An 18,902-nucleotide genomic window follows, 5' to 3' on the forward strand; every position below is an offset into this window, starting at 1 on the left:
GGAGCATAACCTTTGAAGAAAACGTTATTGATGTCTGCTTTGTTGGTGTTGGCTACTGCTATATCAGGGGTTGCCGCAGCCGCAGACGCTCGTGTTGGAACCTGGAATACAATGCGTCTGGGCAACGGTGACCAGAAAAGTTACCCAGCTTTAGCAGCAGTCGCCGCCAATGTTGACGTCCTGGCCGTTCAGGAGGTGATGAATGATGAGGGCATCCAATACCTAAAACTGGCACTGGAGCAACGGACACGTGAAAAGTGGAGCTCGCTGTGCTCAAGCCCTGTAGGCTCGCGCAGTTATAAGGAGCAGTATTGCTTTCTTAGCCGCGATTCGGCAGTTCAATATGAAGACGGCGCCGTAAGCTTTTTGGATCGTAAGCATGTGTTCATGCGAGAGCCCTATAGCGCGCGCTTTAAGTCCCTCAGTGACGGCAATACCTTCGCCTTGGCCACCGTACATATCATTTACGGCAAGTCAGCCGCTGACAGAACCCCAGAGCTGAAAGAGCTCGGTAATTACTGGGAATGGCTCGAGCAGGTATACCCAGGAGAGCCCATCATGCTGATGGGTGATTTCAACATGCCCCCTTCGGACCCTGCGTTCGAGTCCCTTCGAGCACGTGCTATCCCAATGGTTACAGACGGCGCAAGCACGTTGTCGAACACAAGCGGTCGGTTTGCCAATCTGTACGACAATGTGTTTGCCAACCAGTCAGCGCGATCGATGATGTCCGGTGTTGGGATCGTCAATTACCCTGCGATGCTCAAGGTAAGCCATGAGGATGGGCGGCGCGCCGTGAGCGATCATGCGCCAGTGTTCTTCCAGCTTGGGAAGGCTAGGCTGGGGAGTGCTGTCCAGATGGCTTATCCTCAAGGACCCGCTCAGCTGATGCACCAGGTAGTGAATGCTCCGGCTCGTAATGACTCTGTCTTCACTCCTCTCGCATCGACCGGGCTTGGTGCCCTTTCTACCGCTTCGAATACTCAGGTCGGGAGCGTGCACGGTAATAAGAGCTCCCATATCTACCACCTTTCCAGCGGTTGCCCGTCCTACGGAATGATCTCGGAGAAGAATCTGGTGGTATTTGCTAGTGAAGCCGAAGCGATTACGAGCAACTACAGGAAGGCGGGTAATTGCAAGTAAGGTAAGCAAACGGCATCTTGTCATGAATGACGGTAAATATAAAATGAGAGACCCAATGAAAGCCACAATGCAGCAGGCAACCGAACACAATCAAAACGTACTGAATGTCCTAACTGAACTTCTTAGTGTACTTCGCGATGCAGATGCCATTATCGGTCGTGACGAAGAAATTTTAGCTTTCGACAGTCACCGCACCCTAGCGGCAATTCATGGTGACATACACTCTGTTTTTGGCTCGCTAAGTTTGATTGCGGGAGGTGAATATTCTGGCGGGTGGAACGTGTTCTCTCAAACCCAACAGAATAAGGACTTCTTTCTGCTCAATATTCGCTCCCTGCTCCGTGAATCGGACTTCAATAACGGCTTCCCGCTGATCACAGATGTTTGCACCCTGATCGAAGGGTTGCCGTGTATGCCACCCGAATACGCTTTGAAGGTCAAAATCGCTCACGATAAAATCTCTCATGCGATGAGAAGTTTTCGCTCGAAAAACAGTGGAGAGATTGAGGCGGCGATTTTTGACCACGAATGACCACGGAAACAGTCCTGACTGTTGCAAACAAAAACGAGCCATGCGATCTGTTGGCAGCAAACAACATCGTTCGACACAAGACAACTTATTGCGACACTCGGCATTATAGATTGACACAAAAACGCTGATGAATCGCCCTCTGGAGCAGAGCAACAGCCTGCAGCGCCCGGAATCACTGGTAGGTTGTGTCAAACTATGTTGTCGTTGCTGTCCGGGTTGATACGTGAGTGGTCAGTGATTTAGGGGCTTTGTGTCAATCTATGTTGATGCCACCCAGTGAACCCGCAAAGCGCGGTCAACGCCCGCTTCACATGCGAAGGCATTGTGCTGGACGAAATCGTCGCCCGAATCGGTTTGAAGATGCGCAGCAGTGAAATCGTATGTTTAACTGACAACACCGTGTGGTGAAAAGCCTAAGGTGGCGCAGTGCAGATGTATCGCCACAGCGATGGCGGGATACCCAGCGTTGTTTGAATACGAGGCCACCGTCATGACGCAATTCATAGCTACTGAACACAAATTGGCTCGCCTATGGGTCGAGGTCTGCGGCAAGAGCTTGGGCATCGAGCGTGCTGAGGCCGCAGCCATGTATGCAAATCTGTGCGGTTTCCGAACTTGGGATGCAGTTACCAGTGCGATAGGGAACAAGCAGCCCAGTGTTCCAGACGAGCAACTAGAAGTACCCGAGTTGATGGCTCGACGGGATAGCTACATTGCTGTGATGGTTGATGTCTTTGCGATAAACCCATCGATGGCCGTCCACCTGGCCGCGAACCTCAGTCCCTCCAGCGGCAAAATGCCTAAGACTATATCAATCAACCGAAGTACTTTGCATTCTCCGCCTGAAGATGAAGGTTTGAGCCTCTATGTGCCGGGCTTTGATGATCCTCGGGTAGCAAACGCAATGCTCAAGGATTTGCTAGGTGGTGCGCCAGGCCTCGAAGGCTGCAATCTGGATAACTTAACCGACCGCCTGCGCATTTCTCATCCGGTTGAACCGGGGGATTTCTGGGACTTTTACAGCGATCAGGGCTTCGACCTGATCGAAGATACCTTTGTCGAAGATTATGAATACGGTGGACCATCGTTCTTCATGCCGTGTAGCCCTGAAATATCCGATAGCGAAAAGGTACCGGTCTTCCTGACCAGCCTTGCTTACACGCCGCTAGATCATCATGACCAGATGGCAGATGAGGTTCGTCGAGTGATGCTTGAGAGCGCCAAAGCGATCACTGGTGCGGATACCCTGCTCCTCTGCTGGGGACATTTGCAGCAAAAAGAAATTGGGGGCAAGCGGTTCACCTACGCTGGCCAGATTCATCATGAGGGGACTTGGCGCGATCTGCTCCTGAACAGATCGCTGGACTCATTCGACAAGTTGCTTCGTGCAACAACTGCTCTACAGGACATTAATGAGCCAGGGCCAGAGTTTCAGGACAGCGGCTCGGAATGCATGATTCGCTTCTTTATGGTGCAGACCCAGTGCGAGTCTAGCGCGGAGTTCTTCCAAAAATACATTGTGAACAGCATCGGCAACCCCAGCGGATGGTCAATTGGGATTATTTCTAGCAAGTCCGAGTAGACATCAAGAAAATCGCATGAGGAACACCCAAGCCCCGCCTAACCCGTGGGGCCGTTGCCGTAGGGGCGGCGTGATTTTCGCTCCCAGGATCGATCGTGAATATCAAATACTGGGGGCTATCGGCCGTGTTCTCGTTGCCTCGCAACTCGGCGATGGCATCAAGGTAACCGTACAGTTTTCGAGTAAACAAGCTGTGAACGATCAGGAAGCATTCAGCCGCGTGGTGGACGAATTAGCGGCTTTAGTTCGGCAACTAGTCCACCAACTCGGTAAGGTCGCACCAGATAGCGACCTCCCGGCGAAGGCTCTGGACTAATTAAAGCGCAAGTGTCTGCAAGGTAGTCCACTACGCAAAGACACCCTGCAGCTCACCTCACCTGGTGGTGCTGGCATGGACGAGGGTCTGCCTTCCCCTGATGCTGATAAGACCTTCCTGAGAAAGCTCCTTCATCACCTTTCCAACCATCTCTCGCGTGCACCCGACCATGGACGCGATCTCGACCCGTGTATTCTTCAATACGTACCCCTCTGGGTGAGAGATTGCACCGGGTAGACTGCATAGTTCCACGAGCGCGCTTGAAACTCTGCCGCGAACGTCATAGAAGGCAAATTGGCCGACCTTGCGTAAAGACCTAACGCTCGTGCGTGAAAGCTCACGACAGAGTCCAAACATCGCAAGAGGCTGAGATGCACAGGCCTGCAGCAGCTCTTTGGCAGTCAGCACGTATGCAAAGCACTCAGATTTGGCAAGCACGTACATTTCGATCTTGTTGCCTTCTCCGGGATCGATGCTTCCAAATACGTCGCCAGGAATTAGGTGCGCAATGTTGAGCTCGCTTACTTGAGAATGATCAGTGACTTGTATAGCCGCAGTACCTTCTGTGAGCAAAAAAACACATGGTTCCTCAGAGTCGAATCTCATCAACGTCGAACCCCGAGCAAATTTTCGTCTTTTGCCCGACGCAGTAAACAAGGTATTAGCGCCTGCCTTCTGGAGCGCACTGCTGCCGGCATGTTTCATTCATCGCTCCATCATCTGTAAGTCCCATAATGACGAGATACCTGGTCATTGGGAGATGGCAGGACGATACCCAGATTCAGTGGAAGGTGTTACTCAAAAGAGGGCTGTGTAATTTCCGTGAGCTCGTTTTGGGTAGCACATAGAGGATCCTGAAGACACACTTGATCTATTAATTTGTTCGACAGGCGATCACAGTGAATCAACCAATCGAGCCACCCTACGAACTCGATGAGCTTCCATTTCATCATCGCTTGGCAGCCCAGGTGTTGGGTGCTGGATTGGATCTACTTAATGCGAGACATCTCGAGTCCTGGGAGGCTGGCCGCCGTATCGGTCTCATGGAGGCCAAGGCATTAGCTCAGCAGTCATCTACCCAGGATCAGGTCGTAATTCCCGGTTTGAAAACCACTGAGCCCGATCATCAGGTCACAGGCAAAGATGACTTGGTGTTTGGCGGCGAACGCATTCATATCAGCAGTGATGCTCGCGCAGCTATGCGCGCTGACTGTGAAGCAAGGCTAGATAAGTGTGCACAGCCCACAATGGAGCAATGGAAGGCTATCCTTTCGACATCCAATACGACTCTTCTCGGAGGTGGTGCGGGTACTGGTAAGACCAAGACATTGCTGTTCAGGGCATTGTTTTTCCATCGATATGCGCAGGTCCCTCTATCTCAGATACGTATTCTCACGTTCAGCCGTGAGGCTCGTGTAGAGATGGCCAGCGATCTACAGGAGGTCTTTGGTCTGTTCGGTGTGGTGCTCTCGCCGGCCGAATGTCAAGCGATAGTGATGACCCCACGCTCATGCCTTTTAACCCAATCGATGGCTCTTCCTGACCTTGCCACGGTGATACCGCTTGAGAACTATGGAGCCAGCCCGCCTGACACATCTGCCCTCGCTGACGGCCGACCCTTCGAGGCGTCATTGAACAATACGCAGAGGGTGGAGATGACCAAGTGCCTCAACCTTCTCTATCGATCCAATAAGCGGTTCAATGAAACTTACATTGCTTTGTGGATTTCGTCGCTAAGACTACCTCAGCTTGAAGTCGATTCACCCGAAGTCGTAAGGCGCGCTTCATTGGGATGGAAGCTCAGCGAGCATGACGAGGCCCTGACCAACTCTGTTGAGGCTTTGTGGCGCAAAGCAAAGGCCTGGCCTGTTGAGGGTGTGACAGCCGCTAGAAAGGTCTTCACCGTCAGAGGTCGACCTTATGCAACACATGGCTACATCCCACAATTGAAACTCCACGTGGTGCTTGGCTTCGATAGGTCGGAAGGGCCGAGCTTGCGCCGCGATCCTTCAGCTTCAATGGAACTGTACAAAGAGGTCGCGATCAAGCGCACCCTGTTCCAGGCCTACTTTCCAGAGGGTGTGGTGCACCTGGACTCCTATCAAGATGCTGCCGAACTGTCGGAGAGGCTGAAATACCTCGCTCAAGCCGCTCCAAGCTTTTCTTACGCACTACAAGGTCAAACAGGTCCGGTACCGGTTCTCGATTCGTTCAATTCAACGTCAGCCTTACTTGATTCGCTGGGCATAGAGGTAGGGTCTGTGCCTGGCAGAATGAATTTTCTACCTGCAGATTCTGACGCACTCTACTTTGAGGCATTGGCGATTTACTGGGAGGCCCTTGAGCGGCACCTCTCTAAACTAGAGGGACCGGTGATTCCGTTTGGTCGTCTGTTCGCCGCGCTTGGGGGCGGTAAGCTGCCAGCCGTACGGTACGTGCCTATGAGTATTCTCGAGCAATGCCGCCACCTTCTCATTGACGGTGCAGAAGATCAGACGCTCCCGGTTGCCTCTTGGGTGCGGTCGGTACTGATTGAGATACGTAGAAGAGACTCAGCTCAAATATACACAAGGGGTTTGTCATCAAGTATTACAGTGGCAGGAGATCCGAATCAGTGGGTGTACGGTAGTTTTGGGGCGACTCCAAAATTGTTCTTTGACTTCGAAGATATGTTTAGTAGTCCGGTACCGGCTACGAAGGTGACCCTGACCGAGTCATTCCGGTCTACTCAAGCCATTATCGATGCGGGATCTAACCTGGTCCAAAACCTTTCTTTGGGAGTAAACCGAAGCCCTAGGTCTATTCGACCTCCAAAGGGGGAGGATCAGCCTGTCAGGATAGTTGGTGATGATCTGGATCAACTTCAACGCATCTGCCAGTCAGCAGCGGCAGATGGCTACAAAGTTTTGATACTCATCGACAGCGAGGTCGACAAGGCTTGGGTCGACTCTGCTGTTGGGGACCAGATTAGAGATGATCGTGCTTCAGGCGGGCGGTCTATCCGTGTTCGTTCATTCCACAAGGCGAAGTCACTTGAAGCGGACATCGTCGTGATGGTCGGAGACCCGTCGACTGGTGTTTCGTCTTGGTACCGCAATCAGCTCTACAAGATAGCGGGGTTCAGTTCGGGTGGTGACTCTGCGCCGGGGGATACGGTCTCTCACGGCGAGGCTTTGCGCCTAGTCCACGTGGCAATCACCAGGGCGAGGCATAAGTGCATTTGGTTTCCAAATCGCGGAGTGGGTACTGTCCGTACCGCGAGTGTGCTGGGTGGGCTGATGCCGGGACTCTTCGATGATGAGCGCCGTGCTTGATGCGGTAGGTATTTAGTAGATGGGCTGGTAAAGCCGATAGGTGATGCTCGAAATAGTGGTGAGGAGTTTGTGCTTGTTCTGTCAGGTGTAGATCTCGATGGGGCGTATGGGCTGACTGAGAAGTTTAGTCATTAAGTGGAGCGTCGCTACATGCATCTCAGCGTTCCTGTAGGCAGAGTGACCATAAGCGCTGACGTTTGTGCAGGCTTACCTGGTCAGTGCTTTGCGGCCACAAACAGTGGGTCGAGCCCTCTACTCAGCGAATTATTTCGGGCGTAATCAGGCTGCTCTGGCTTTCTGACTCGACGTCGGCAAAAGACATCAACATCAGCCTTCTAATCGGTTCAGGGAGCACTTTTACCTCTATGGTGACCCCTTCGTAGATAGCTTCGGTTTCAGAGGCTCTGAATACGCCATGGGGAATCCATGGCTCATGTCCAAGCCACCGCCTGGCCTGGTAGTCGATCATAAAGCCGTATACCTCGATCCAGAGGTGTGGACGCACGATAGCGCCGCGGGCGGACAGTGCCCCCGCTTTGAGAATTGGTTTGTGCCCTCTCTCCGTCAAAACGGAAAAGACAATTCGTGAAAAACCATCGCATTCGACGTTCGAGTGCTGGATAGGGTCGAAGAGGGCAGCCAGTTCATCGCGGGTCACAGTAGATCTCCATAGTGGAGTCAAGACTTTAACCGCGCTACATCATCCCTACCACCTGAAGGCTTCTGCCACAGGTTTCGCGATGGGAAGGTAGGGCATCGATATTTTAGGCGAGTTATCAGCAATGAAGTCTTTTAAGGCCAAGTCAGTACCAGCTTCGCAAGGTGAGCTTTTCGGGGCAGATCAGATCGCCGCCATCTATAGATCCCAACCGGAAGCACACATCGACAATGCCACCTTGTATGGATTGGTTGCCATGCGAAACGGATTGTCGGCTGGCGCATTGAACGAGCGTGTACCCGTAGGCCGATCAGGGCAGCGGCATAGCCTAGAGAGGCGTGCGATTCGATGGACGCAGCAAGATCTGCGCAGGGCAGGGGTCCTTGAGCGAGTACCGGGTGAGCGTGGTATTTGGCGCCTTACGGAGGAGGCTAAGCGCGATTTAAACATGGCGAAGCCAGGCGTCAAGGTACTTGGCTTTCGAACTGATCTAGGTGTCGCAATTTTCGGCGGTAGCGAGTATATCTTCAATAACTTAGATGTTCAGCCAGTATCAATTATTTGCAGTCCTCCCTATCCTTTGGCAAAAAGTCGGGCTTACTCTAATCCTACCCAATCGGAAATCGTTAAATACATTGTGGGGATTCTTGAGCCAATTATTGAAAAGCTTGCAGACACAGGTAGTCTCGCTATCAATGTCAGCAATGATATTTTCCTGCCTAATTCCCCCGCGCGCTCAACCTACGTTGAGCGATTGACGATAACACTGGAAGACATGGGTCTAGGGCTTATAGATCGTTTGGTATGGAAGTCCAACAAGCCGCCTGGGCCAGTTCATTGGGCGTCTAAGACGAGGCAACTTCTTAACGCAACCTATGAACCAATTCTAATATTTGCAAAGAACCCAAAGCTTTTTAAAGGGGACAATAGGCGCGTTCTCGAGCCTCACTCTGAGCGACATCTTGCATTAATCAATTCAGGTGGCGAAAAGAGAACAACAAACTATGGGGACGGTGCCTATCGGCTACGGGTTGGCAGTTACAGCAACCAAACTGAGGGACGTATTCCTAAGAACGTACTGGAGCGCGGCATTCGCTGCCCATATGGCTCACAGTTTCGTGCTTCAGCGGAAGCGCTGGGGTTGCCTAGTCATGGTGCGGGCCAGCCCTTTAGCGTTGCTGAATTCCTTATCAAATATTTGACTGAGGAAGGTGACCTTGTGGTGGATCCATGGGGTGGCCGCTCGATGACAGGTTTGGCCGCCGAAATGCTTAATCGGACTTGGATCACTGGCGAGCGGGCTCTACAGTACGTTCGTGGTGCAGCAGAGCTATTCCGCGAGCGCCCAGGCTTTCGTATCAACCCTCAACTAGAACAAGCATTCGCCGGCTCAGTCCAGCGCTAAGGATCCATTTTGCCAGCCATCAACGTTGCTGAGTTTCCTGCATTTCTTCGCGCCTATCGCTGGACTAACGTTAATCATGCTTCTCGTGGATATCCAGGGGACACGTTTCCTGATTTTCCATGGATTCAGTCGCTAGAAGGACGTGGTGTGAGGATTGTGGCGAAAGGTGTCATTACTGCGTGCCCGACGGACTACCTTCGCGAGATCCTTGCATGGGGCGCGGGGAAGAATGACCCCGGGATGAAATTTGAGGCCGGGCTGGGTAACGTGTCTCTCATTGTAATCCTCCAGCAAGTAGTGGCCAGTCTTGAACAGCCGCTTGCTGCTATTGACGCTGCTCTTAAAATTCCGGGATTTGGTCTGACGTATGCTTCCAAGCTTCTCCGTTTTTTTGACCCTGGCCGGTATGGGAGCTTGGATCGCCGGATTAGGCTTGCACTGTTGAAAGCAGACCTACTTCCCAAAATACACGATAGCTATAAAAGCTCGATGATCGAAGGCTACGTGAAATTCCAAACACTCTGCGAGAGTTTGGTTTTCGAGCTCGAGTCTAAGGGCATATGCCGCCCGGAGTGCAATCTACCCTCCGCTGCGTCAGCGACGGGATGGCGCATCGCCGATGTTGAAATGGCTCTCTTCACCTGGGCCGATCGCGGCTTGCAAACGGAAAAGGGCAACCAATTCGAAACGGTGAATCCTGACATCTAGTGATAGACTTGATATTGATCCTCCGTTCTGCGTTGGCCCACTTTACACCGAATCATTTTTAGCTGGGTATCGTGATCCTTCATATGCTGAAATAGATTATCTGTGGACGACTAACTTGGAGTCTCTGCATAATTAGAGGGAGATTGTTGGGATTGTTAATCAGTCTTGGCCGTGCCGAAACTTATAATGTAGATGTTGTTTATATTTTACCGGTCTACCTTACCTCGTTTTGCCCCACACCCACCGTCGAGAAATATTTTGCTAGCGCAGTTACCGCAAGCAAGGCCGACCAATTTGAAACCCGCAAAACGAAATTGTAGAGGGGGGCTTTTTGTCGAAATGACGTCTCTATTTTGGGCGGCCCCCCGCATTGCCTTGAAGCTACAGCTGGACTCGTTATGTTCCGGTTGAACAATCGAATGCTGTCAGTCCCCTTCCTCGGGTTTGACTGTCAGTGCACATCTACAAGTGAGGTTAAAGTATGATTTGGTTTCTCGAAGGGCAGTCAAGCCAGCGTGACATTATTGAAGGTGCGCGTGACGCGCTGCCACCTGAGGTGAAGATATTTGCCTCGCACCGCGACAATCGCCCCGAAATTATGGCTGGAGCAGATATTAGCTTTTGCGAGCCCCGTGGCGCTGAAGAGCGGGTTTCGTGGGTGATTACTACTGCACGCACCTATGGAATCAAAGTAATCCTGGCGGGTCGCTTGGGGGCGGTATTTGAAAGCGCCCGGGATCGATTCGAGGAAGCTGGCCTGGTGCTGGTAACTGGTGGTTCATCGATGCGCACATTCGATCTTGTTGATGACAAAAGCAGGTTTACCGCTGAGGCGGAGCTTGCGGGCTTGGATTGCGTTCCGGCAATAACCGCAACTAATGCCGATGAAATGTTAGCAGCGTACGGGACTCTGTCTGCTTCGGGAGAGGTTTGCGTAAAGCCTGCCGTTGGCATTTATGGTCAAGGCTTTTGGCGCTTCAAGGAGGGTGCTGACCCATTTCGTAGCTTTGCTGATCCCGATGCCCGCGTTGCGAATTTCGCGACCTATATGCGTGCATACAGCGAGGTGGAAAATCCTCCGTCGATGCTTGTAATGCCCTACATGGCTGGAACCGAGTGTTCGGTGGATATGGTCTGTGAGACTGGCCGAGCGGTTGCGTTTGTAGGCCGGAGGAAGACCGGCGCGTATCAGTTATTTGAAAAGGAAGGTGCGGCGGTCGAGTTGGCACTAAAAGCGGCTGCTCATTTCCAGTGTGATGGCATCGTGAACGTTCAAACAAAGGATGATGCACAGGGTAAACCGCATTTGTTGGAAATCAATCCTCGCTACTCCGGTGGAGTCGGTTACACCCGGGAGGCTGGCGTCAATTTGGCAGGGATCTTTGCTACGCGCCGCTTAAACCTTCCTGAGCCACCTACCGTTTGGCGGGCAGGCGTACGTGTGAAAGGGGTCTCCGTTGCAGCTGTAGTTCCAAAATGACATCCTGAATCATCGAGAACCCTGAAGTTTGGTACCATTGGAGCGCTTCCGGTGGCGCGGTGGATTTAGCACTCAAGGAGTAAAAAAGGAATGATGGTGCTAGCGCCAGGCGCAAACACCGCGGTATCTAGTGCACGGAGTGAATGGACTCTGGAATGCGGGAACTCCTCGGCTTTCGGAGAGTACGCTGCGATTGCCATACTGCCGGTAAATGACAAGCGCCTACCCACTGGTGAGGCTGCCCTATTTCAGACGTCTCAGTCCTGGATGGAGTGGAGCGGCGACCAAGCAAAGGTTGGTTGTAAGTTGAACTTGTCAGCCCTCCCGTCCGGTAGCGATAGGCTACTCCTCATCGCATACACTTTTTCTGCAGCAGGACCGGTAAGCGATCTTCGTTCGTTGCACCTACTTGTTGACGAACAGATTGAATATAGGTTGGACCTTCGCGATAACGGTGAAGCGGCGATCATTATCGGCGAATTCTACATCCGCAATCAGCAATGGAAGTTTCGTGCACTGGCTGAGGGTTCGGCTTATGGTTTAGCCGCTCTAGGCCGCCGCATCGGGATCGATATTAATGACGCTCATCCAAAAGGGCGCACTAGCTCTGCGGAGGCTGACCGCGCACGAGCGGGCGCAACCGGCACTGGTTTCGCTGTTTCCCAGCACCATGTGCTCACCTGTGCTCATGTAATCGAGGGCATGAGTGATATATTCATTTCCTCCTTTGAAGGTCGTTATCGTGCAGAGCCGGTCGTCGTTGATCAGCGTAATGACATCGCTCTCCTCAGGGTGATGGAGTCGCCTGTCCTCAGATCTGTCACTTTTAAGGAAGGCTCCGGCTGCGACTTGGGTGAATCTGTAGTCGCGCTGGGTTTCCCTATGTCGGGTTTCGCCGGCGGTGGTGTCCACGTGACCCAGGGCGGCGTGTCGGCGTTGTTTGGCCTGCATAACGATTCTAGCCTTCTACAATTTACTGCGGCTATTCAACCGGGCTCTAGCGGATCCCCCTTATTTGATTCGACAGGCGCTGTTATCGGGTTGGTAACTTCTACAATGCCTGATGCTCAAAATATGAACTTTGCCGTTAAAGCGTCTTTGCTCCTCTCCTTTCTGGATGCGTGCCGCGTTGATGCAGTTCAAACATCCAGCAGCAGGACGTTCACAACTGCTGAATTAGCACGTTCGGCCCAAGCATCTATGTGGCGCGTCGAAGCCAAGAATTTTTAGCCCCTATTTTGACTTGAAAACTGCGGAAGAGACGTTAGGTTATCGACCTCACGCAACCCTAGGAATTTTTTCATGGAATGCAACGCAGATAAACAAGCTCTAAGCGCACAACTGATGCGCGGGCGTCTCGATGTCACTGTCGATGCCACACATATCGACCCGGACTCCTTGTTCGGTTTTGCCGAGCGCCGTAATCCAAAGCGTGCGTTTCTTTTCGTGTCCAAAGTACTTGGTCGCCACATACCTGTGCGGCCTTCGATCATGAATTCAAGCTTCAATAGCCTCGCAGCACAAATTCCTGACGACCTGCCTGGGCCCGTACTCGTTATCGGCATGGCTGAAACAGCAGTTGGCCTGGGTGCTGGTGTGCATCGCGCATACAGCGCGACGCGCCCGGACACGGTTTATATGGTCAGCACACGCCACCCTACTGGCAATGACCTGTTCGCCCGATTTGAAGAAGAACATAGTCACGCCAGTGCGCACCTCATTCATTTGCCGATCGATGCCGACGTTCGGGAAATGATGTTGAATGCCCGTTCGCTAGTGCTGGTCGACGACGAAGCCTCAACGGGCAAAACCTTCATCAATCTTCACCGTGCGCTGGTCGATGCCGGCCTGACTCGGGTCGAGCGCGTGGTGACTTGCGTACTGACGGATTGGTCCGGCGATGCGGTGCGCAAAACCATCGGTGACTCTGCTCAACAGGTTTCGCTGTTGCAGGGGGCGTATACCTTCCACGAGGACGCTGATGCGCCGCTGCCGGAAATGCCGGCCGTGGGCAGCATCGAGCCCGGAGAGTGGCCGTTGTCGGCGGAAAGCGATTGGGGGCGCCATGGTATTCGTTGTGTAGAAGACACTTTGGCTCTCGATCTGAAGGTCAAAGCGGGCGAGCGCGTACTCGTGGTTGGTACCAGCGAATTCGTCTGGCGTCCGTTTTTGCTCGCCGAGCGCTTGGAGCGTGCTGGTGCTGATGTGCATTTCAGTTCGACCAGTCGCTCACCAATCGCACTGGGCCATGCCATCGGTCACGCGTTGTCGTTCGCGGACAACTACGGTCTCGGTATCCCCAACTTCCTCTACAATGTCAGCCCAGGGCAATTTGATCGTGTCCTTATTTGCTCGGAAACACCTGAGCAGGCTGTGTCCGCCGCCCTGATTGAATCCCTGAGCGCGGAGGTGATTGTCGATGGTCAATAAGCGCCCCCTCGCCCTGGTTGATCTCGACGACACCCTGTTCCAGACTGCTCGCAAAATGCCAGAAGGTTCTCAGCGGATTACTGCGACTCTCGATATCGAGGGTCAGCCCAATGGCTACATGAGTACGGTCCAACACTCCCTCGCACAATGGCTCCTGTCCACGACCGACGTGGTCCCAGTTACAGCGCGCAGCGTTGAAGCATTCAGTCGTGTGAAACTGCCTTTTATGCACGGTGCCGTCTGCTCCCATGGCGGCGTGATCCTTGGTGCTGATGGAAAGCTTGACGAGGAATGGCAAGCACGCATGAGCGATGTTCTTGCTGACTATCAGGCTCGCTTGCCAGGCCTCAGTGAAGCAACCCTCGCCATTGGCAAGGAGCTTGGCATTTCCTTGCGCGGATGGGTTGTCGAGGAAGAAGGCCTGCGCCACTACGTAGTGACCAAGCACAACGAATCCAATGATGAAGTCCTGCAAACGGTTCTCGCTGAAGTTCAGGCCCGCGGTTTATTGGAAGGCATGCACATCCACGGAAATTCCAACAACCTCGCGTTCTTGCCGCTGGGCCTGTCGAAGGTAGTGGCTGTTCAAGAATTGTTGCGCCGTGATCGTGAGGCCAATGGTGAGCGTCCGGTGTTGGGCTTTGGGGACAGCATCACTGACCTCGGTTTCATGCAGGAGTGCCATATGTGGGCGACCCCAGCGCGTAGCCAATTGGCCAAGCTCGTTGGAGGGAAAGTCCATGACTAAGGCCATTGCGGGTCTGGTTACCGTGGGGAGCGGCAGCTATGCAGCAGATGATGTTCAGTTCCTGCTGCAGGCCGTTCAGATGGAGACCACTGATGTCTTGGAGAAGGAGCGTCTGATTCAGTCGAAGCAGAAGCACTACTCCGAAATGATCAGCCTTGAGAGTGCGCCGACTGACGTGCACAAAGCCCTCTACGAGCGCGCACTCGAACAAAACGGTACCCGCATGGCCATGGACGTTCAGTCCCTGGCGCTGGCGCTGAGCGAGGCATGCACGGGCCCGTCTATTGTTCTTGTGTCTTTCGTTCGTGCTGGCTTGCCGCTCGGCGTGTTATTGCGTCGGGCCCTGCTCGACATGGGTCGAGATGCGCACCACTACGGAATCAGCATTGTCCGAGATCGCGGGATCGACAAAGTCGCCCTCGAGGCCATCATTCAGGAACATGGTTCCGAGAACATCGTCTTCGTCGATGGCTGGACAGGGAAGGGCGCAATCTCTGGCGAGATTCAGCGCAGCCTCAATGGCGACTCGCGCTTCCCTGAGGAACCCCGGCTTGTAGTACTGGCAGATCCCTGCGGCCGGGCGTGGTTGTCCGCGTCGGCTGAAGACTGGGTTATCCCCTCCGGCATCCTTGGTGCGACGGTGTCTGGTCTGGTTTCGCGCTCCATATGGCCCGCAGATGGAGGCCTGCATGGTTGTGTGGTTTATGACCATCTGCGTGAGCACGATGTCACCCGCGAGTTCATCGAGCAGATCGAAGAGAAGCGAAAGGCGTTGGGGACGGCTCCTCAAGCCTCTCCATGGACCGATACCCAGCGTTTTGAACTGCAGGGTGCAGCTTCGCACGTAGTCAAGTCGCTGGCCTCCCAGTTCGGCATTACCAATCTCAATCGAGTAAAGCCTGGTATTGCCGAAGCAACACGCGCGGTACTGCGTCGCGTACCTGATCACGTCTTGGTGCGCAGCCGTAGCGACAGTGATGTTCAGTTGCTCATGCACCTGACTGAGGGCGCTGGGGTCGCTGTGGAAGAAGTGGGTGCTGCATTAGGCCCTTACCGGGCGGTAACCATCATTCGGAGTGTGAGCTGATGAAAGTCCTTTCTCCTTATGCCCTGGGGGCAACGCTCTACATGCCGGCCACACGTCCGGATCTGCTGGATGTGGTTTTCCGCACAAAACTGCCAGAACTGCGTTCTTTGGTCGTGTGCCTTGAGGATGCGGTCGCGGAGATTGACGTCGACACGGCTTTGAGAAATCTGCATGGACTGCTTACCGCAATCAACGAGCGCGGTGGGCGTCCGTCCGATGGTCCACTGCTGTTTGTTCGTCCCCGAGACTCGGTGATGGCTGCTGTGCTGAATGATTGGTCGTTGATGGCCCACGTTGATGGGTTCGTTGTGCCGAAATTGACCCTGCGCAACCTCGGGGAATGGGAACACGCCGTTACAAACCCGGCGCTGTACCTTATGCCGACGCTGGAAACCACAGACGTGTTCAACCCTGGTGCAATGGTCGAGTTGGGCCAGGCGCTGAAGGCGAACCTAAATCAGCGGATTATCGCCCTACGTATCGGTGGGAACGACCTGATGGGAAGTCTTGGACTTCGTCGGAATCCTGCAACAACGCTCTATAGCACCCCAATGGGCTACGTGATCCCAATGTTGGCAGGCGTCATGGGGTCCCAAGGTTTCGCACTGACGGCACCAGTGTTCGAGCAACTCGCGACACCGCATTTGCTGATGGAGGAGCTTGAACTCGACATCGCCCATGGCTTGGTAGGGAAGACGGCGATTCATCCATCGCAGATCAGCACGATCCAGGACACGTTGCGCGTAAGCCTCGAAGACCTCAACTGCGCGAAGATGATTGTCAGTGACGCTGCTCCGGCAGTGTTCAAGCACAACGATGCCATGTGCGAACCTGCGACCCATTACAAGTGGGCGGTCAACATCCTTGAACGAGCGAAGTGGCACGGGGTTCGGCAAGCAGATGTAGGACCCATTGAGGCCCCTATCCGTTTGGCCGAGGCCGTGGGATGACAATGGAATATGACGATGCTGGCGGGCAAAGGCGTCATGTGCTGTCGGTTTTTGACTTCGACGGCACGCTGACCCGGCACGATAGCTTCGTTCCATTCCTGAAGTTTGCCTTTGGAACCCGGGAATTCAATCGACGTATTTTGCGGCTTGCCCTGCCAAGCGTTCGATACCTGGCTCGGCGTTTGAATCGTGATGAGTTGAAAGCACAGCTGATCAGCACGTTTCTCACAGGCGTAGAAACGAAATGGATGCAGGAGCAGGCCGTGAAATTCTGCGGGTTGTTTTGGGGACAGCTCATGCGCCCTTCAGGTTTAAAATCTGTCGCCGCCGAAGTAGAGGCGGGAGCAGTAGTTACTCTCTGCTCCGCGTCCCCAGCGTTGGTTCTCAAGCCGTTTGCGGATCGACTTGGCATCAAGTTGATCGGCACCGAGCTTGAGGTAGTAGACGGTCTGTTGACCGGGCGCATGACTGGCAACAACTGCAGATGCGAGAACAAAGTACTCAGGCTTGAGGCTGTGTACGGGCCACTGGACCTGTTCCGGGTTAAAGCATGGGGTGATACCCGCGGCGATTTCGAATTGTTGGCTGCGGCCCAAGAAGCACACTGGCGACACTTTCATCCCGCATGGCGTCGTCTAGGCCTGCGGGCAAATAGAAGCGGGAATTCGGGTGTGCGCAATGTCGCGCAAGCCAACCTGCAAGTGACGATCAACCCTGATCGACACGCGAACACTGATGACCAACAAGGAGCGTAACCATGGCACTAACCCTGCAAAAACAGCAATCCATCTCCCTGGCTAAAACGGCCGGTAGTTCGCTGACCAGCATCAGCCTTGGTTTGGGTTGGGACCCAGTCAAGGCGGGCGGTTTCCTCGGCAAGATGTTTGGTGGCGGTGCCGAGATCGACCTCGACGCTTCCTGCATTTTGCTGAACAGCGATTACCAAAAAATCGACCTGGTATGGTTTCGCCAACTGAAGTCTCAGGACGGTTCGATCAAACATTCCGGTGACAATCGTACCGGCGAAGGCGATGGTGATGACGAGACCATTAATGTCGACCTGCAGCGCTTGCCTGCCTCCGTCAAGTATCTGATTTTTACGGTAAACTCATTTACGGGACAGACTTTTGAGAAAGTCGAAAAGGCCTATTGCCGTATTGTGAATGGCAGCAACAACAATGAGCTAGCTCGCTTCAACCTATCGGAAAAAGGTGGGCACACCGGAATCGTCATGGCGAGCCTGACCCGCGAGAATGGCGATTGGGAATTCAAGGCAATCGGTACGACGACGAATGGCCGAACTGCCGACGACCTAATCACTCTGGCCGTTCAGGCGCTGCGCTAATGGCTAATCTCGTCCCTGGGGGTAATGCGCCGGTTGCCAGCGGCCAGCTTCGCGTTGATATCAATTACTCGCCAATCCCGGGGGCCGACATTGACGTCTCTGCCTTCGCACTGGGCGACTCGGCCAAAGTCCGAGGCGATGGTGACATGTGTTTCTATGGCCAGCCTCAAATTCTGGGTGGCGCTGTTCAGCTGACCGAGTCCTCGGCCGGGCGCGCAGTCTTCTCCCTCGATACGAGTCGACTTGAGTCTTCAGTTGAGAAAGTGGCCCTTACCGCCACTATCTACGAAAACAAGGCAAGCTTTGAGCGTGTGTCACAACTTTCGGTTGTTGTGACAGGAGGAATCGAAGCTCAAATCCCTACTGGCGGCATGAAGGAAACAGCACTCATCCTCGGCGAATTTTATCGCCGAAATGGTGACTGGAAATTCCGCTGTGTGGCCCAGGGCTTCAATGGCGGACTTGAGCCGTTGGCCAAGCACTTCGGTGTAGATGTCGCCGCACCAGCGCCGGCCCCAGCGGCAGTGGTACAAACGCCGCCGCCTGCTCCGGCCGCGCCCCCTAAATCTACGATTAGCCTGAACAAGGTCACCCTCGATAAAACACGATCGTCTATCAGTCTTGAAAAGACGGCAGCCGGTTTCGGCGAAATCAAGGTGAACTTGAACTGGAACAAAGGCAGCTCGGGCGGCTTCTTTAAGCGAAGCCAATCCGTCGACTTGGACGTTGGTTGCCTGTACGAGCTGCAAGACGGCGAGAAGGGGGTTGTTCAAGCCCTCGGAAGATCGTTCGGCAGCCTCACCCAGGAACCTTTCATCCAATTGATGGGTGATGACCGTACGGGCTCTGTCGCTGGTGGTGAGTGGCTGCACATCAACGGGGCGAAGTGGAGTGACATCCGCCGGATCTTGGTATTCGCCTTCATCTATGAAGGTGCTCCGAACTGGAAAGAAACCGATGGTGTTGTGACGATTTTCATCCCTGGCCAACCCGAAATTGAGGTCCGTCTCAATGAAGAGGGTGGTCGTGACGCAATGTGTGCCATTGCGATGCTTGAAAATGTGAACGGCGCCGTTAAGGTCTCTCGGCGTGTGGACTTCCATCGAGGTCACGCAGTAATGGACAAAGCTTACGGCTGGGGCATGAACTGGCGCGCAGGCTCCAAATAGAAAATCTGGCGGGGTCTGCCGACCCCGCCCTTGAG

The 18,902-nt window shown here is 53.7% G+C and carries 17 protein-coding genes; 15 read left to right on the plus strand and 2 right to left on the minus strand.

What is annotated here, in order from left to right:
* The first annotated feature begins 12 nt into the window (after positions 1–12).
* From K5E40_RS19215 to K5E40_RS19225, 3 genes are all read left to right on the plus strand, one after another.
* Positions 13–1,143, plus strand: a complete 1,131-nt coding sequence (locus tag K5E40_RS19215) for an endonuclease/exonuclease/phosphatase family protein (protein WP_228759002.1) — start codon at positions 13–15, stop codon at positions 1,141–1,143.
* Positions 1,144–1,165: 22 nt separating this feature from the next.
* The gene (locus K5E40_RS19220; RefSeq protein ID WP_153045953.1) at positions 1,166–1,675 is read left to right on the plus strand and encodes a hypothetical protein; all 510 of its coding nucleotides are present in this window, start codon (positions 1,166–1,168) and stop codon (positions 1,673–1,675) included.
* A gap of 490 nt (positions 1,676–2,165) precedes the next feature.
* Positions 2,166–3,257 (plus strand): hypothetical protein, encoded by a 1,092-nt coding sequence (locus K5E40_RS19225; protein WP_221732160.1) that lies wholly within the window; start codon positions 2,166–2,168, stop codon positions 3,255–3,257.
* 373 nt (positions 3,258–3,630) lie between these two features.
* Here the strand turns inward: K5E40_RS19225 and K5E40_RS19230 are convergent, their stop codons facing one another.
* Positions 3,631–4,278, minus strand: a complete 648-nt coding sequence (locus K5E40_RS19230) for a helix-turn-helix domain-containing protein (RefSeq protein ID WP_078465815.1) — start codon at positions 4,276–4,278, stop codon at positions 3,631–3,633.
* Positions 4,279–4,472: 194 nt separating this feature from the next.
* On the opposite strand from K5E40_RS19230, the gene K5E40_RS19235 reads away from it, so the two are divergent.
* On the plus strand, positions 4,473–6,887 hold the full coding sequence (locus tag K5E40_RS19235) for a UvrD-helicase domain-containing protein (RefSeq protein ID WP_078465814.1): 2,415 nt from the start codon (positions 4,473–4,475) through the stop codon (positions 6,885–6,887).
* A 256-nt stretch (positions 6,888–7,143) separates the two neighbouring features.
* Here the strand turns inward: K5E40_RS19235 and K5E40_RS19240 are convergent, their stop codons facing one another.
* Positions 7,144–7,545: a hypothetical protein gene (locus K5E40_RS19240; RefSeq protein ID WP_078465813.1), complete on the minus strand. Its 402-nt coding sequence runs from the start codon at positions 7,543–7,545 to the stop codon at positions 7,144–7,146.
* Positions 7,546–7,669: 124 nt separating this feature from the next.
* Here K5E40_RS19240 and K5E40_RS19245 point away from each other — a divergent pair, with 124 nt between their 5' ends.
* The 11 genes from K5E40_RS19245 (at position 7,670) to K5E40_RS19295 (ending at position 18,867) form a co-directional block, all read left to right on the plus strand.
* A complete protein-coding gene (locus tag K5E40_RS19245) occupies positions 7,670–8,950 on the plus strand; it encodes a site-specific DNA-methyltransferase (protein ID WP_078465812.1) in 1,281 nt (426 codons plus the stop codon).
* Positions 8,951–8,959: 9 nt separating this feature from the next.
* Positions 8,960–9,658, plus strand: a complete 699-nt coding sequence (locus tag K5E40_RS19250; protein ID WP_153045950.1) for a hypothetical protein — start codon at positions 8,960–8,962, stop codon at positions 9,656–9,658.
* Between the two features lie 481 nt (positions 9,659–10,139).
* On the plus strand, positions 10,140–11,138 hold the full coding sequence (locus tag K5E40_RS19255) for an ATP-grasp domain-containing protein (protein ID WP_194941007.1): 999 nt from the start codon (positions 10,140–10,142) through the stop codon (positions 11,136–11,138).
* Positions 11,139–11,228: 90 nt separating this feature from the next.
* Entirely contained in the window at positions 11,229–12,368 is a 1,140-nt protein-coding gene (locus tag K5E40_RS19260) for a trypsin-like peptidase domain-containing protein (RefSeq protein ID WP_078465809.1), read from the plus strand.
* 72 nt (positions 12,369–12,440) lie between these two features.
* The gene (locus K5E40_RS19265; protein ID WP_194941008.1) at positions 12,441–13,568 is read left to right on the plus strand and encodes a phosphoribosyltransferase domain-containing protein; all 1,128 of its coding nucleotides are present in this window, start codon (positions 12,441–12,443) and stop codon (positions 13,566–13,568) included.
* Positions 13,558–14,316 (plus strand): trehalose phosphatase, encoded by a 759-nt coding sequence (locus K5E40_RS19270; protein ID WP_078465807.1) that lies wholly within the window; start codon positions 13,558–13,560, stop codon positions 14,314–14,316. The genes K5E40_RS19265 and K5E40_RS19270 overlap by 11 nt, the downstream gene beginning before the upstream one ends.
* On the plus strand, positions 14,309–15,403 hold the full coding sequence (locus K5E40_RS19275) for a cysteine protease StiP family protein (RefSeq protein WP_194941009.1): 1,095 nt from the start codon (positions 14,309–14,311) through the stop codon (positions 15,401–15,403). The genes K5E40_RS19270 and K5E40_RS19275 overlap by 8 nt, the downstream gene beginning before the upstream one ends.
* Positions 15,403–16,353, plus strand: a complete 951-nt coding sequence (locus K5E40_RS19280) for an HpcH/HpaI aldolase/citrate lyase family protein (protein ID WP_078465805.1) — start codon at positions 15,403–15,405, stop codon at positions 16,351–16,353. Before K5E40_RS19275 ends, K5E40_RS19280 begins: the two co-directional genes overlap by 1 nt.
* Positions 16,350–17,108: an HAD family hydrolase gene (locus K5E40_RS19285; protein ID WP_221732161.1), complete on the plus strand. Its 759-nt coding sequence runs from the start codon at positions 16,350–16,352 to the stop codon at positions 17,106–17,108. The genes K5E40_RS19280 and K5E40_RS19285 overlap by 4 nt, the downstream gene beginning before the upstream one ends.
* A 2-nt stretch (positions 17,109–17,110) precedes the next feature.
* Positions 17,111–17,698 carry a TerD family protein gene (locus K5E40_RS19290; RefSeq protein ID WP_078465803.1) on the plus strand — a complete coding sequence of 196 codons (588 nt, stop codon included), beginning with the start codon at positions 17,111–17,113 and terminating at the stop codon, positions 17,696–17,698.
* A complete protein-coding gene (locus K5E40_RS19295) occupies positions 17,698–18,867 on the plus strand; it encodes a TerD family protein (protein WP_194941011.1) in 1,170 nt (389 codons plus the stop codon). The genes K5E40_RS19290 and K5E40_RS19295 overlap by 1 nt, the downstream gene beginning before the upstream one ends.
* The last annotated feature ends 35 nt before the right edge of the window (positions 18,868–18,902 follow it).

The organism is Pseudomonas baetica (assembly GCF_019733355.1).
Classification (GTDB): domain Bacteria; phylum Pseudomonadota; class Gammaproteobacteria; order Pseudomonadales; family Pseudomonadaceae; genus Aquipseudomonas; species Aquipseudomonas baetica_A.